The organism is Bacillus sp. OV166 (assembly GCF_900177675.1).
Classification (GTDB): domain Bacteria; phylum Bacillota; class Bacilli; order Bacillales; family Cytobacillaceae; genus Neobacillus.
The window spans coordinates 350,001-364,861 of record NZ_FXWM01000002.1; the positions used below are offsets into that span (position 1 = coordinate 350,001).

Here is a 14,861-nt window from a genome sequence, read left to right on the forward strand (position 1 = left end):
TGATATTCCTGTACCACCTCTTTATCGTTTGAGCAATGGGGGGACGCAGAAGGATAGGGTAAGCGCGCTGTTGGATATGCGCGTCTAAGCAGTTAGGCTGAGAAGTAGGCAAATCCGCTTCTCGCGAAGGCTGAGCTGTGATAGCGAGGGAAATTTAGTACCGAAGTTCCTGATTCCACACTGCCAAGAAAAGCCTCTAGCGAGATAAAAGGTGCCCGTACCGCAAACCGACACAGGTAGGCGAGGAGAGAATCCTAAGGTGAGCGAGAGAACTCTCGTTAAGGAACTCGGCAAAATGACCCCGTAACTTCGGGAGAAGGGGTGCTTTTTGAGGTGAATAGCCTCGAAGAGCCGCAGTGAATAGGCCCAGGCGACTGTTTAGCAAAAACACAGGTCTCTGCGAAGCCGCAAGGCGAAGTATAGGGGCTGACGCCTGCCCGGTGCTGGAAGGTTAAGAGGAGGGGTTAGCTCACGCGAAGCTCTGAATCGAAGCCCCAGTAAACGGCGGCCGTAACTATAACGGTCCTAAGGTAGCGAAATTCCTTGTCGGGTAAGTTCCGACCCGCACGAAAGGCGTAACGATCTGGGCACTGTCTCAACGAGAGACTCGGTGAAATTATAGTACCTGTGAAGATGCAGGTTACCCGCGACAGGACGGAAAGACCCCGTGGAGCTTTACTGTAGCCTGATATTGAATTTTGGTACAGCTTGTACAGGATAGGTAGGAGCCTGAGAAGCCGGAGCGCTAGCTTCGGTGGAGGCGTCGGTGGGATACTACCCTGGCTGTATTGAAATTCTAACCCGCACCCCTGATCGGGGTGGGAGACAGTGTCAGGTGGGCAGTTTGACTGGGGCGGTCGCCTCCTAAAGAGTAACGGAGGCGCCCAAAGGTTCCCTCAGAATGGTTGGAAATCATTCGCAGAGTGTAAAGGCACAAGGGAGCTTGACTGCGAGACCTACAAGTCGAGCAGGGACGAAAGTCGGGCTTAGTGATCCGGTGGTTCCGCATGGAAGGGCCATCGCTCAACGGATAAAAGCTACCCCGGGGATAACAGGCTTATCTCCCCCAAGAGTCCACATCGACGGGGAGGTTTGGCACCTCGATGTCGGCTCATCGCATCCTGGGGCTGTAGTCGGTCCCAAGGGTTGGGCTGTTCGCCCATTAAAGCGGTACGCGAGCTGGGTTCAGAACGTCGTGAGACAGTTCGGTCCCTATCCGTCGTGGGCGCAGGAAATTTGAGAGGAGCTGTCCTTAGTACGAGAGGACCGGGATGGACGCACCGCTGGTGTACCAGTTGTTCTGCCAAGGGCATCGCTGGGTAGCTATGTGCGGACGGGATAAGTGCTGAAAGCATCTAAGCATGAAGCCCCCCTCAAGATGAGATTTCCCATAGCGCAAGCTAGTAAGAACCCTGAAAGATGATCAGGTTGATAGGTCAGAGGTGGAAGCGTGGTAACATGTGGAGCTGACTGATACTAATCGTTCGAGGACTTAACCAATTTTTAAGGCATACTCGTTTTTACAAACTTCTTCTGCATTATCTAGTTTTGAGGGAATGATACCTCAACAAAATAGTCTGGCAGCAATGGCGAGAAGGTCACACCCGTTCCCATACCGAACACGGAAGTTAAGCTTCTCAGCGCCGATGGTAGTTGGGACACGCGTCCCTGTGAGAGTAGGACGTTGCCAGGCTGTTTAATTTAATATTAAACAAACGTAATACTTTTTATTATCGCGGGGTGGAGCAGTCTGGTAGCTCGTCGGGCTCATAACCCGAAGGTCGCAGGTTCAAATCCTGCCTCCGCAATCAAGCGCATCTACTCATATAAAATACATAGAATTACATAATTTTTATTCGCCTTAAGGAGCTATTCTTAAGGTTTTTTTTATTCCATGTTAAATAAATGGAATATTATATTAGTTATAAATTTCAAAAACGAGTACTCTAATACTTACTTGGGGTGATCTTTAATAAAATGTATTGAAATAGATAAAATCATTCTGATTGCATTTCGGATTGTTTTTTTTCCTGATAAGCATCCTTGGTTTATTCCTCGTGAATCAAGAAATCTTCCTATCTTCCTATTCTTTTCCGTGGTTTACTTCCGAATAGTTCAAACATAAAACATTCTACCTTATTAAATCGAGACTATCTGTATGAATAAGACTCTGAAAAATATACATATCGAATTTGGAATTTTATTAAATTGGACTTTGAAGTTTGATATCTGTATTAACTACAAAAGGTTATTTAAACGTATCCCAATCTCGACAATTTTTTTGCTTCAAGGATGGAAAAGTCCTTTATAAGCAAGGGATCATACCAAAACTAAACAAACGTTTGATTAACAAAGGAAAAGGGAAAAAAGGTCGAAGAATGTAAGATTACGATGTTTTTTTCTAATTTTTTAAGAATAAGAAAATAACTCCAAATAAATACACGGATAATTCGTGATAAATTGGAATTATAGCTCTAGAACAACTTGTGGCTGCAAAAAAAATTTCTAATTTCAATATGTGCTAAATTCACATCTACTATTATATACACGCCCGGACAACGTATAGTTTATAATTCAAGTAACACCACCAAACGGTCAGCAAGGAGGGTTTGTTTTGAAGGATAATATAATAAAGGAAAAAGAGGTAAAATCACGCAACCGAGATAACTTTTTAATCAAGCAGCGTGCGTTTGTGAAGCTGTATTTGCTCTCGTGGATCGAGCAGGGGAGACCATACGGCCAAGAGATGTTGGATGATTTTTATGAAACATTTAAATATTTTAATTATAAGCCCAACCATTCTGAAGTTTACAAAGGATTACACGAACTGCTGGATGATGGAATCATCACAAGGTCTCGCATTATAAAAGAGGGGTCAAAGCGCCAAGAGCTTAAGGTATATGAAATCGCCAATAAGGATGAAGCTAGACGGTATAAGAAGCAAGTTAAAGAAGATTTAGACCGCAGTATAGGCCTTTTAAATAAAGCAGTTAGAGATAATTATGTATAAACTAATCTATGATAAATATTTTCGCAAAATTAGGCGCTCCATACGATACCTTATCGAATCTCAAGTCGACATGAGTCCCGATGAAACTGTTAATCTCATGAACCATTGAATTAAAACTTTTAGCATATCTTGATTGCAGCTATTTTGCAATTTTGCCATTCAGCTATTCTTCTTTATGCATATTCGTGAGGGAGACGGACCAAGATATGTAGAGGGCTTTGAGCAATTTATGAAACGTTATACCAACGGACTTGCAATTGAAAGAGCGGCAATTGAAAATCTTAAATAACAAATTAGGAATTAAAACCACGATAGGGATGAATTTCTCCTGTCGTGGTTTTTATTTAACTTAGTTTTTAAGAGTATTTTCCCAATCAGCAGCAAATTTTTCGATTCCTTGATTAGTAAGTGGATGTTTAGAAATTTGCTCAATGACTGAAAATGGAATCGTTGCAATATGTGCACCTGCCATTGCTACACGAGTTACATGATCCGGATGACGAACAGATGCTGCAATAATTTGTGTGTCGAAATTATGAATGCGGAACAATTCAGCTATTTTTGATACTAATTGGACACCGTCTTCGGAAATATCATCTAAGCGGCCTAAAAATGGAGATACATACGTTGCACCAGCACGAGCTGCTAATAGTGCTTGGTTTACTGTAAAGATAAGTGTGACATTTGTTTTAACGCCTTTATCAGCAAGATAACGGCAAGCCTCTAAGCCAGCTAAAGTCATAGGAAGCTTGATTGTAATTTTCTCATCTCCGCCGTTAATTTTAATTAGCTCTTCAGCTTGGGCGATCATTTCATCAGCTTTAATGGCTTCTGGAGTTACTTCAGCGGAAACAGACTCTACTTGTGGAACTACTTGGCAGATTTCTTCAATGCGGTCTTCGAATTTTACGCCTTCCTTCGCAACTAGGGAAGGATTGGTTGTAACACCAGATAAAACGCCAATTTTATATGCCTTTTTAATATCAACAAGATTTGCAGTATCAATAAATAATTTCATCGTATATTTCCTCCATTTTAAGATTGCAGTAGACTTTTTGCAGTTCGAACAACATTTTCTGTCGTAAATCCAAATAGCTCCATGACTGCAGCGCCCGTTCCTGAAGCACCGAATGTTTCAATAGATAATACTTTCCCTTCTGATCCTACATAACGTTCCCATCCAAGAGAGATACCCATTTCTAGTGCCACACGCTTCGTAATAGAAGCAGGGAAGACAAGCTCTTTGTACTCTTTCGGTTGACGATCGAAAAGTTCCCAGCTTGGCATTGCGACAACGCGAACCGATACATTTTCCTTTTCAAGTTCAGCTTTCGCGTTAATGGCTAATGACACTTCCGAACCGGTAGAGATCAAGATAACCTCTGGTTGGTCATTTGTTTGCGTTAATACGTAAGCTCCTTGTGAAAGGTTGTCTAAATTGGCTTGTGTTTCTTGGAACACAGGCAGGTTTTGACGGCTCAGCACCATGGCAACAGGACCGTCTGTTTGTTTTAGTGCATAAGCCCAAGCACTTGCAGTTTCGTTTGCATCTGATGGGCGAATTACGGTTAGCCCTGGGATCGCACGAAGAGAAGCTAGCTGCTCAATTGGCTCATGAGTTGGACCATCTTCACCAACCGCAATCGAATCATGAGTAAATACATAAGTGACTGGAAGCTTTTGCAAGGCTGCCAAACGAATGGATGGTCTGAGATAATCATTGAAAACAAAGAATGTGCTTACAAATGGCTTTACCCCGCCATGAAGAGCCAAACCATTGCCAGCCGCTCCCATTGCGTGTTCCCGAACCCCAAAGTAGATATTTCGTCCGCTAAATGATTCTACCGCGAATCCTGCGTCTTCCTTTATATCTGTCATTGTGGAATGAGAAAGATCCGCACTTCCTCCAAAAATAGAAGGAACTGATTTTACAAAATGGTTAATGGCTTCTCCGCTGGCTACACGAGTTGAGATTGTTTTACCTGTATCAAATGTCAGGATGTCTTCCACATTAATTAAAACTTCTCCCGTGATGGCATGTTCCAGTTCCTTCGCTAATTCAGGATATGTCTCTTGGTAAGACTGGAATAATGCATTCCATTGTTGTTCTTGACTAATTCCTCTTTGTTTTAGCTCTTCAAAATGGGCCTTAACTTCTTCCGGTACAAAGAAAACCTCTTCATATTGCCAGCCATATACCTGTTTTGTTGCACGAGTTTCTTCTGCTCCAAGTGGATTTCCATGTGCCTTGTTTGTTCCTGCAACTTTGGGACTTCCATAACCGATAGTGGTTCTAATTTCGATCAAGGTTGGTTGGTTTGTATTTTGTTTAGCTAATGTAATAGCTTTTGAGATTTCTGCTACATCATTGCCATCTTCTACTCGTAAATATTGCCAATGAGCAGATTCTGTTCGTTTTTGAATGTCCTCTGAAAATGAAAGGTTTAATTCACCGTCCAAAGAAATATCATTTGAGTCATATAATGCAATTAAATTTCCTAGTTTCATATGGCCGGCCATAGACATGGCCTCATAAGAGATGCCTTCCATTAAATCTCCATCGCCAACTAAAGCATATGTATAATGGTCAATTACAGGGTATCTATCCCGATTGAATTTTGCAGCTAAATGCGCTTCAGCCATCGCCATTCCTACTGCATTTGCAATTCCTTGCCCTAAAGGCCCAGTTGTCGCTTCAACACCTTCTGTGTGACCAAATTCGGGATGACCAGGTGTTCTGCTATTAAGCTTTCTAAAACTTTTTAAATCTTCTAAAGATACGTTGTACCCAGCTAAATGAAGCAAACTATACAACAAGCTAGACCCGTGTCCGGCAGAAAGAATAAATCGATCTCGATTAAACCATTTTGCATTTGCAGAATTATGATTTAGATGATGCGCCCAGAGTGCATATGCCATTGGAGCAGCCCCCATAGGTAAGCCTGGATGACCGGAATTAGCACTATTGATCGCGTCAATTGATAAGGTGCGAATCGTATTTACAGCAAGTGTTTCAATACTATTATTCATCTTTTTTTCCTCCTTTTATTTCGTGTGATTTTTAAATTGGCACAAAATGTGAGTATTAGGTTTCTTGCCTCAAATGATTTCTTGTTTTTGCATTTTAAATCCAGTTTTTTCGTGTTTAAGAATATTTTATCTTTATAAACAAGAAAAAACAAGAAAAATTTTGCCGGATTTTTTTAGAATTGGTGAATTTAAGAAAAAATTATATAATAAAAGAAAAAACATGCAAAAACACGGAGGCTGATCAATGTTATGCTTAGAAAAGAACGACAAAGCAAAATTTTACAAATACTTGAAAAAGAAGGGAAAGTCGTTGCTAAAGAATTAAGCATGAAATGGGATGTTTCCGAGGACACAATTAGACGAGATTTAAGGGAAATGGATTCATTTGGTCTTCTCAAAAGAGTACACGGCGGGGCATTTCCTGCATCTGCGAGCGCTTTAACCTTTTCTGAAAGAACGGAAGAAAATATAGATGCAAAAAAAGAATTAGCCTTAAAATCGGTGAAGATTATTAAAGATGGACAAGTTATTTTAATAGATGGAAGTACAACAAATCTTTTTCTGGCTCAAGAAATTCCAATGGAGTTTAAAGGGACCATTATTACGAATAGTCCCTCTATTAGTTTGGCATTATCAAAACATCCAAATACAGATATCATCCTTTTGGGTGGAACCTTTTTTAAGGAATCTTTTGTAACTGTAGGATTAGATGTAATTGAAGTGCTTAAAAAAATTAGAGCCGATCTCTGTTTTTTAGGAGTGTATTCCTTGCACCCTGACTTTGGTATCAGCATTCCTCATATAGAAGAGTCTCATGTTAAACGTCAGATGATTAAAAGTTCAAATAAAATCGCAACCCTGGTAACAAGAAGTAAACTTAATACAATTTCCAATTACTTGGTTGGTCCTGTTTCAGAACTTGATTACTTAATTACGGAAGATGGTCCTCTAAGTCATAATTTAAACAAGTATATGGAATTAGGTATCGAAATTATTTAACTATAGTAGTTATTTTATATTTGAGCTAAAGCAGCTAATAGCTTTTACATTCTTCTATAAAAAGTTTAAAAACGTCATGATATACTAAAAATGTCCATGCTAAATAACCTTCCTCATTTTTCTTAATGGAAGGTTTTGTTGTTTTTAATTAGATATAGGTTCTAAGCTACATCTTGGGATGTAGTTCTACGTTTTAATAAGGCATAAAAACAATGTAAGTGCTAATTTACACAGGCAATGATAACTACCTCCATGAGAAATGTGGGCATCCACCAGTGCGATCATATTTTTACTCATCCACCAATTTCTGTAAGTAATTGGTCGGTGGGCTATAAGTTTTTTTTTCAAATGGTCCAGTTTTATCCTTTTCAGTTATCAATAACACAAGCCAAATTCCTTACAGTAAAGGTATTTGGCTTGTTGCATGTCGTATTTTGCTTAGCGTACAAAATTTCCTTCATGTTGGCTGTACCCCTAGTATGTATAGATAAAGAAGAAAATTGAAATTCGTTAGCCTGTTGAGGAATTAGTCCCTTTATGTACCTGGTGGTCCAACAATTTCTAAAGAAGGATGGGCTCTTATTCGTAAGAATGGGCTTGAATTCCGTCCTTACACTGAAGAAGAGTTGTTTCAAGATGTAGGCGACGAAGTAGATGAGGTCAGACAAAACGATCCAGCAGCAGTAGAAGTTGGTTTTGCTCGAACGCTTTTACGCTCAACTTGGTGAACGCCCCTCTACAGTTAATCAAAGTTTTACCAAATGGTTCTCACGTTTATAATCTGTCGTATGATTATAAAATTTTCTCAAAAAACGAAAGCTACCAAATGGAGATTCGTTTACCGTTATCAGGGATTGCTATGCCGAGTGGTGAGGTTACTTTAACGGTTTTAGTTCCACAAAACGTTACGATTAACCGGGCTATTAGGGGTACCGCCAACAAAATGCGGATTTCGCACGCTAAGACAATTTTTTACAATAAAAAGCCGGATTCCTGCATGCTAAGAGGTTTCCGGCTTCCATTGTTTAAAGGTTTAAAGGCCTTAATAAACTTAAATTAGTCACTTGTTCATTATCAAAATTGTATTCTCCTAAGAAATTAATGTGTTCCCACCCTAAAGGTGAAATATGACTCAAGAGAGCTTCGTTAAACTGACCTATTTCCTTTTTATATTCGGCTGCTTTCGCCAAATATACTGTATTCCAAACACTAATAGCGTTGATGATGATATTAAGCGCAATGGCACGTTGAAGCTGATCCTGCAATGCTCTTTCTCTAAATTCTCCATGTTTACCGAAAAAAATAGCTAGTGCAAAGGCATTCATGGCTAAATTTTTCTTTCAATGATATATCAAAATTTTTCCTGCTTTAATCAAATGTATGATTAAATAAAAAGGCATGTTAAAAATTAATGTTGAATTTCATTAAAATCTAAAAGGACCTGTTCTGGGTGGGTGTTGTAATTGTTGAATGACAATAAAGATGTTGTTTGTAAAGTTATTTAAAACCCCATCCATGATATTCAGCAATCGGGCCAGATAATGGAATAAGAGGTCATAATAAACCCCATTTTTTTTACAGCCATCAGGTGTACTTGAGAGTGCGAAATCGTTGATTTATCGGAGTTCTATAAAATCCTGAATAAACGACTAAAACAAAAAAACGCTAATTTTTTGTGTGCCAAGGGATTCGCGTTTTTCCTACATCCTAAAATGTGCGATTATTGTTAACTAGTTTTGTATGGAATATATAAAGAGGAATACTCTTTAACTGATACGAATCTATTGTAAGGTAAGCAATAATAAATTCAATCTAACCTTGTATACAGAGGAGTGAAACTATATATGTCAAACATTTTAAAAAGTACATACCCAGTAGATACATTCACTCAATCAACACTTACATCACAAGATGGTACAGTTATTAGTTATCAAAGTATCGGTCAAGGACCCAGTCTTATTCTAATCCATGGTGCATTAAATGATTCGAGGGACCTTAGCAAGCTTGCCCAAGAACTATCGGATTCATTTACAGTCCACATCATTGATCGAAGAGGACGAGGGATGAGTGGACCTCAGGGAAGTGAGTACTCTATTAACAAGGAATGCGAAGATATTCAAGCGCTACAAAAAGTAACAGGTGCAATTTATGTATTTGGACACAGTTATGGTGGACTCGTAGCTTTAGAAACTGAACGTACGTTTCAATCTTTTACCAAAATAGCTCTGTATGAACCTGGAGTTTCTATAGGCTCATTACCAACAGAGTGGGACTGGATATTAAAATATGAAAAGGCCATGAACCAAAAAGATTTTAGAGAAGCATTTACTAGTTTTGTAAAGGGTGCAGGCCATAGTCCTTTAACAAGAATGCCAAACTGGTACGCAAAACTTATCTTACGTATGGTAATACGTGGAGATCATTGGATTAAAATAAAAGAAATATTACCAGCAAATTTATGTGAGCATAGGGAAGTAAAACGCTTAGAAGGCACTTACAACAATTATCAAATCATTAATACAAATATATTATTAGTTTCTGGAGAAAAAAGTCCAGAAACAGTGCACCAAATGATTCGAATATTAAGTCGAACAATTCCAAAAACACAAACATTAATGCTCCCAAAATTACATCATCTTTCTCCTTGTAATGAACATAATCCAATTGAAGTTGCAAGACACATAAAGCAATATTTTCTTAGTTAAGATCTATATAATATTTCAAAAATTCAACATATTATAATCATTTTTTATAACTACCGATAACACTTGATTATGTAACATAAAGGTGAATTTAATATGCACCCGTAATGATACTAATTATTATAAATTAAGATCTTCCACAATCGGGCACAATTCTGCAGCAAGAATTGTACTCTTTCTTTATGTTAAGGGCCATATAATGGAATAAACTAAAAGGACAGTTAGATATGGTTTCTTTATCACACAACCATACAGTTGCTTACATTTGACGGGCAACCGTAAAGTTACATATACTTGCCAGGTAACTGCAGGGTTGCTATATTCAAGGAGGTAAAACATGGATTACATTTCACCGAAAGAAGCGGTGTTAAAGGTGAAACGGTGGCCTAAAGATACCATAGCGGCGGGTCGTCGTCATACCGTTGGGCTTAAATTTGACGGAACGGTGACGGCTGTGGGTGATAATAAATATGGCCAATGTGATGTAAGCGGCTGGCTGGATATTGTGGCGGTCGCGGCTGGTAATGTTCATATGGCGACGAACACGGGTAATGCTCATACAATCGGTCTTAAATCTGACAGTACTGTAGCGGCTGTGGGTTGGAATAAGCATGACCAATGCGATGTAAACGACTGGCACGATATTGTAGCGGTTGCGGCGGGTTGGCGTCGTACCATTGGGCTTAAATCGGATGGCACGGTGGTAGCAGTGGGCCGAAATAATGAAGGTGAATGCAATGTAAGCGGCTGGCATGATATTGTGGCGGTCGTGGCGGGTGACTGGCATACCATCGGTCTTAAATTGGACAGAACGGTGACGGCTGTAGGTAATAATCGGTATCGCCAATGCAATGTAAGCGGCTGGTGCGATATTGTGGCGGTCGCGGCGGGCTATCTTCATACAATCGGTCTTAAATCGGACGGAACGGTGACGGCTGTGGGTTTGAATAAATATGACCAATGCGATGTAAGCGGCTGGCGCGGTATTGTGGCGATAGCGGTGGGTAGTAATCATACCATCGGCCTTAAATCGGACGGTACTGTGACGGCTGTGGGTTGGAATGAGTATGGCCAATGTAATGTAAGTGATTGGCGCGATATTGTGGCGATTGCGGCGGGTTGTGCCCATACCGTCGGTCTTAAAACGGACGGCACGGTGGTTGCTGTGGGTGATAATGAATATGGCCAATGCGATGTAAGAGGGTGGCACGGCATTCAACTGCCCGGCAATTAGTTTTTAATAAAAACAAGCCAGAGAATCACTGAACGAGTTAATGAGCATTGCTTCAGAAATAAGGCTATTCCATTAAAGGGCGCTTTTCTGGAGTAAGATAAATGGGCTGATCGGCTTTACCGTTCAGCCCATTTATCTTCTCAATAAGGTACACTCTAGACTGATAAAATCATAGTTAAGAGCGTCTCATAAGAATTGTCTCAAAAATGAGTTACAAGAAGCCCTTTCCCGGTAGGGAAAGGAACAATTTTTAAAATCAACCGAAAAAACAGCCCAGAATTATAATAAAAGTAATTTCGGGGCTGTTCTATTTAACATCAGCTTTATTTCTAGCCTTTTTGCAGTAACCTCTATTTTAAGCAATTTTTTTATTTGTTCACATATGGAGCTAACAGGGATTCAGAAGGAATTTAGAGAGTAATACAGAATAGATAGGTTATTAAATGGTATAAATAAAGAGGGTGCTACAATGGGTTCAAAAAAGAAATGCTCCAGGCATAAAGAAACCAAAATAGAGACTCATTTAACAATTGAAAATAAAACTTATATCAGTAACTATTGTTTTTCTTGTTGGGTAGACCAAGAATTTAAAAAAGAAATGAAAAAATTTGAAAAACGACTAAAAGGATCCAATTTAATGTGGATAAGAAATTTATTTTCACTTGATAAACCGAATTTTTACGAATTTGAAGAATTATATAGAGGTCACGCAAATAGTGAAAAGAAAAATGCAAAGAAATACAAATCGGAACTTCGCCAAAAATATTATAAAAAATATCCTCCTACCGATTTAAATGAAATTCTTAAATTAAATAGGGTAGAATTTGAGAATTATATAGAAGCTCTTTTTCAAAAACAGGGATTTAATGTAACTAAATCTCCTGAAGATGAGAATGTTGGAATAGATTTAGTGATTGCAAAAAAGATAAAAAGCCAAATAACAAGAGCCGCAGTCCAATGTAAACAACATAAAAAATCAGTGGGTGTTTCGGCTATACAAGAAATTTTTAATGACCAACATATTTGTAAATACAGTAAATCAATGATCATAACCACTTCCGAATTTACAACTTCAGCTATTAAAAAAGCAGATGATTTAGGAGTGGAATTATGGGATAAAACTAAATTAATAGAAGAAATTAATAGAACGGTAAAAACAGATAATAACAATACTTTATCATGGGATGAATTTCTTGCTCCACATTTAGTAGAAGATAAATTTCCTAATAAAAAAAGAACTTATAAAAAATCTTCAAGTTCTTTTTAAATGTTATTGATCTTGCTGTTTAATCATTTACATATGGAGTTAACAGGAATTCAGATGAAATTTCTTTACCTTCTAATTTTGTCGTCAAGACTAAGAAATAATGAGAGAGTAAATAATTGTTCAGGAGCTAAAAAGTCAGAGTTTTGACCTTCAAAACGATGAAAGGTTAAAACACCTCCAATAAAAAAGAAGAAGTTGAAGAAAAAAGATTGCTAATTTCAATTGTCCTTTTATCTAAAAATCCTTTAGTCGCTGCGATTTTAACCTACATTTAGATTGAGTACTTCAAATCAAAAGTGCCGGTGCAAAAACCCGACATTTTTTCTTTGAATGCTTCATAAAGGGGAGATTTTTATTGATCAAAATATAATTCGTATAATATAAATTTTACGAATTATAAATACAGATAGTTTAAATGGAAAATTTTATATTAAAATCTGTAACAGTCTGATAACTTTGAACACTTTTCGCAAATTCGGTTTGAGTTACAATTAAGAAGGCAAGCTAATTACAGGCTTGCCTTTATCTATATAATGAAGTAACTAAAAACGCAACAAGTTATCCGCGTCTTCCGTCTCTACCGCCCTGTTTTGCTCCAGTGTTACGTTTGAGTGAGAGTTGTCTTTAGCAGCATGAGCATATAGAGGACGTATCTTTATACTGCTAAAAAACTCTAATAATGCCTGAGTGGCAATACCCTGGCTCCAAAAATTCCTCGCCAATCAAACAAGGAACTTATTATAGATTTTAAGAAACGTTTAATCTTTCTCTTTTCAAATAAGTAAGTACAAAAATAACCAAAGGAAAAAGTGCAGACAGTCTAAACCATCCCTTTGTGTACCGCTTAAAATTTATACTAAGAATGCTCCTAACGATACCATTGCATTCTTTAATGCTTGTTCATATGCTTTATCTTTACCAATAACTAAACGGAAATCAGGCATATCTCGAACAGTTGAACGCCCTTCTACTTCATAACCATTTTCAAAGATAAGAAGACAAATTGTTGATTTATCGCTCATACGGTGAAATTTTTTCTCAACAATCATTTCCTCTAACTTTATACGTTTATCATCCTTTATTCCAATAGTTCTAGAATAAGGGAATACAATATGATCATATTTATGGTTATTCTTACAATCTACGATAAGAATGGCTTTTCCATTAAGTTCAACGTTATTAATCTCTCCACATTTAGGACAAATACTTTCGATAAACATATTCCTTCTCTCCCTTTAAGTTATTTAACGAAGTTGGTAAATGAAGTCCAAATAAGGGATACTGTAATAATAAATACGCTAATAAATCCAATGCCGTGAATGGATTTTAAATGCTCCCTTTTTCCTCCAAATTTGCTTAAAACTAATCTTCATCAATGATCATAAAAATAAAAAGAACACTAGTTTACTTAGTGTTCTTTAAAACGCACCAATAGTAAACCTCCTCTCTAAACGCTTACGAGGTTAGCTGTTGGATTCGGACTTAAAGAGTAGCCCTACCTTTTAAAAAGGATTCACCCCAAGTACAAATGTACAAAAAATTGGGTCCCCCGCTCCTATTGGATTAAGCGATATAAGGTTGCTTTAATAAATTTTTAAGTTTTATGATGATAAATATATTCCTTTAATTGCAAGTTGTAAATAGGAAAAAATAAAATTTTTCCTTATGCCACTAAGGTTGACAGAACAGCCTTACATTGTTTAATATGAGCACTCGCTTTGATGAAGATTCTAACTCAATACTCAACTATATTTAGCCATTGACCGTCAGGATGTGACTTTAAGAGATAAATTGCACACTTTTTAAACGCTAAATTGCATTCAAAATGGATGTTAAGTAACAATAAAGTTGGTTAAAAAATAATCAATTCATTTAAAAACTCCAATCATATTATTCCATTATATGGCCCTTAATGAAATAAGGCTTATGAGCTAACTGCAGTTAAGTTGTGGAAGGATTTTTGTAATTAAAACAGAATAATTATATTTACCTCCAGAATTTGTAAGCAAGTTATTTATCTTTAGGTATTAATTGAAAAATACAAGATAGTGAAAAAAAGGAGGAAATTTTAAAATGACGCATCCCGCATTAAAAATGTACGACTACCACATATGGGCAAATGGAGTTATAATTGATCGTTTAAAAGAACTTCCGCAAAACATTTATCATAAGGAAATTCAGACTGGTTTTTCTTCGGTATCAAAGGTTTTGTCTCACATTTATCTCACTGATTATGCATGGTTTGACATTATCTCAGGTAAAAGTATGAATGAAGCAATCTCAACCACGAATCAATTAAGAGAACAGATCGAAACGAAAAGTATTGAAGAAATGAAAAAGATCTTTTTAGACTTATCTGAATGTTACAAAGAACTTCTGAACAGCCAAGAAAATATTGAAAAGGTGATAGTAGTTGATAACCCCTATGCTGGATTACTTGAAACTTCTGTTTCTGAAACGGTGCTACATGTTGTCACACACGGATCTTATCATCGTGGCAATATAGCTACCATGTTACGGCAAATGGGACACACCTCCGTGATGCAAGATTATGGACTTTACCTATTCATGCCCCAAACTTCATGATTACTGGTCTGGGGGTTTTGTATATTTTTAAAA

The 14,861-nt window shown here is 37.7% G+C and carries 9 protein-coding genes, 1 tRNA gene, 2 rRNA genes, 1 pseudogene and 1 riboswitch (1 of these 14 only partly in view); of the genes and pseudogenes, 9 read left to right on the forward strand and 4 right to left on the reverse strand.

Annotated features, from left to right (window positions below):
* The 4 genes from CCK98_RS33490 to CCK98_RS33505 form a co-directional block, all read left to right on the forward strand.
* A 23S ribosomal RNA gene (locus tag CCK98_RS33490) occupies positions 1-1,500 on the forward strand (it extends 1,435 nt beyond the left edge of the window).
* Positions 1,501-1,576: 76 nt separating this feature from the next.
* Positions 1,577-1,693: ribosomal RNA gene (gene rrf / locus CCK98_RS33495) — 5S ribosomal RNA — on the forward strand.
* A 41-nt stretch (positions 1,694-1,734) separates the two neighbouring features.
* A tRNA-Met gene (locus CCK98_RS33500) sits at positions 1,735-1,808 on the forward strand.
* Between the two features lie 806 nt (positions 1,809-2,614).
* Positions 2,615-3,010 carry a helix-turn-helix transcriptional regulator gene (locus CCK98_RS33505; RefSeq protein WP_251027066.1) on the forward strand — a complete coding sequence of 132 codons (396 nt, stop codon included), beginning with the start codon at positions 2,615-2,617 and terminating at the stop codon, positions 3,008-3,010.
* A gap of 349 nt (positions 3,011-3,359) precedes the next feature.
* Here CCK98_RS33505 and fsa read toward each other — a convergent pair whose 3' ends face one another.
* The gene (gene fsa, locus CCK98_RS33510) at positions 3,360-4,028 is read right to left on the reverse strand and encodes a fructose-6-phosphate aldolase (protein ID WP_088090887.1); all 669 of its coding nucleotides are present in this window, start codon (positions 4,026-4,028) and stop codon (positions 3,360-3,362) included.
* Between the two features lie 17 nt (positions 4,029-4,045).
* Positions 4,046-6,040, reverse strand: coding sequence for a transketolase (tkt, locus tag CCK98_RS33515; protein ID WP_088090888.1), 1,995 nt, complete (start codon positions 6,038-6,040; stop codon positions 4,046-4,048).
* Positions 6,041-6,289: 249 nt separating this feature from the next.
* Between tkt and CCK98_RS33520 the strand changes: the two genes are divergently transcribed.
* Positions 6,290-7,039: a DeoR/GlpR family DNA-binding transcription regulator gene (locus CCK98_RS33520; RefSeq protein ID WP_088090889.1), complete on the forward strand. Its 750-nt coding sequence runs from the start codon at positions 6,290-6,292 to the stop codon at positions 7,037-7,039.
* A gap of 1,025 nt (positions 7,040-8,064) precedes the next feature.
* On the opposite strand, the pseudogene CCK98_RS33525 reads toward CCK98_RS33520, so the two are convergent.
* A pseudogene (locus CCK98_RS33525) lies at positions 8,065-8,376 on the reverse strand (Tn3 family transposase); the annotation flags it as partial.
* Between the two features lie 507 nt (positions 8,377-8,883).
* Between CCK98_RS33525 and CCK98_RS33530 the strand changes: the two are divergent.
* The 3 genes from CCK98_RS33530 (at position 8,884) to CCK98_RS33540 (ending at position 12,242) form a co-directional block, all read left to right on the forward strand.
* A complete protein-coding gene (locus CCK98_RS33530) occupies positions 8,884-9,744 on the forward strand; it encodes an alpha/beta fold hydrolase (protein WP_088090890.1) in 861 nt (286 codons plus the stop codon).
* 334 nt (positions 9,745-10,078) lie between these two features.
* On the forward strand, positions 10,079-10,975 hold the full coding sequence (locus tag CCK98_RS33535) for a chromosome condensation regulator (RefSeq protein WP_088090891.1): 897 nt from the start codon (positions 10,079-10,081) through the stop codon (positions 10,973-10,975).
* Positions 10,976-11,444: 469 nt separating this feature from the next.
* Entirely contained in the window at positions 11,445-12,242 is a 798-nt protein-coding gene (locus CCK98_RS33540; RefSeq protein ID WP_088090892.1) for a restriction endonuclease, read from the forward strand.
* An 851-nt stretch (positions 12,243-13,093) separates the two neighbouring features.
* On the opposite strand, the gene CCK98_RS33545 is transcribed toward CCK98_RS33540, so the two are convergent.
* Positions 13,094-13,462: a Gp49 family protein gene (locus CCK98_RS33545; RefSeq protein WP_088090893.1), complete on the reverse strand. Its 369-nt coding sequence runs from the start codon at positions 13,460-13,462 to the stop codon at positions 13,094-13,096.
* Positions 13,463-13,680: 218 nt separating this feature from the next.
* Positions 13,681-13,822: riboswitch (cyclic di-AMP (ydaO/yuaA leader) on the reverse strand.
* A 493-nt stretch (positions 13,823-14,315) separates the two neighbouring features.
* On the opposite strand from CCK98_RS33545, the gene CCK98_RS33550 reads away from it, so the two are divergent.
* Positions 14,316-14,828 carry a DinB family protein gene (locus tag CCK98_RS33550; RefSeq protein WP_088090894.1) on the forward strand — a complete coding sequence of 171 codons (513 nt, stop codon included), beginning with the start codon at positions 14,316-14,318 and terminating at the stop codon, positions 14,826-14,828.
* The last annotated feature ends 33 nt before the right edge of the window (positions 14,829-14,861 follow it).

What these genes read in the sequence shown, in the direction of transcription:
- tkt (WP_088090888.1), bottom strand. Translation starts at nt 6,040, where the DNA reads ATGAATAATAGTATTGAAACACTTGCTGTAAATACGATTCGCACCTTA.
- CCK98_RS33540 (WP_088090892.1), top strand. Translation starts at nt 11,445, where the DNA reads ATGGGTTCAAAAAAGAAATGCTCCAGGCATAAAGAAACCAAAATAGAG.
- fsa (WP_088090887.1), bottom strand. Translation starts at nt 4,028, where the DNA reads ATGAAATTATTTATTGATACTGCAAATCTTGTTGATATTAAAAAGGCA.
- CCK98_RS33550 (WP_088090894.1), top strand. Translation starts at nt 14,316, where the DNA reads ATGACGCATCCCGCATTAAAAATGTACGACTACCACATATGGGCAAAT.
- CCK98_RS33520 (WP_088090889.1), top strand. Translation starts at nt 6,290, where the DNA reads ATGCTTAGAAAAGAACGACAAAGCAAAATTTTACAAATACTTGAAAAA.
- CCK98_RS33535 (WP_088090891.1), top strand. Translation starts at nt 10,079, where the DNA reads ATGGATTACATTTCACCGAAAGAAGCGGTGTTAAAGGTGAAACGGTGG.
- CCK98_RS33530 (WP_088090890.1), top strand. Translation starts at nt 8,884, where the DNA reads ATGTCAAACATTTTAAAAAGTACATACCCAGTAGATACATTCACTCAA.
- CCK98_RS33545 (WP_088090893.1), bottom strand. Translation starts at nt 13,462, where the DNA reads ATGTTTATCGAAAGTATTTGTCCTAAATGTGGAGAGATTAATAACGTT.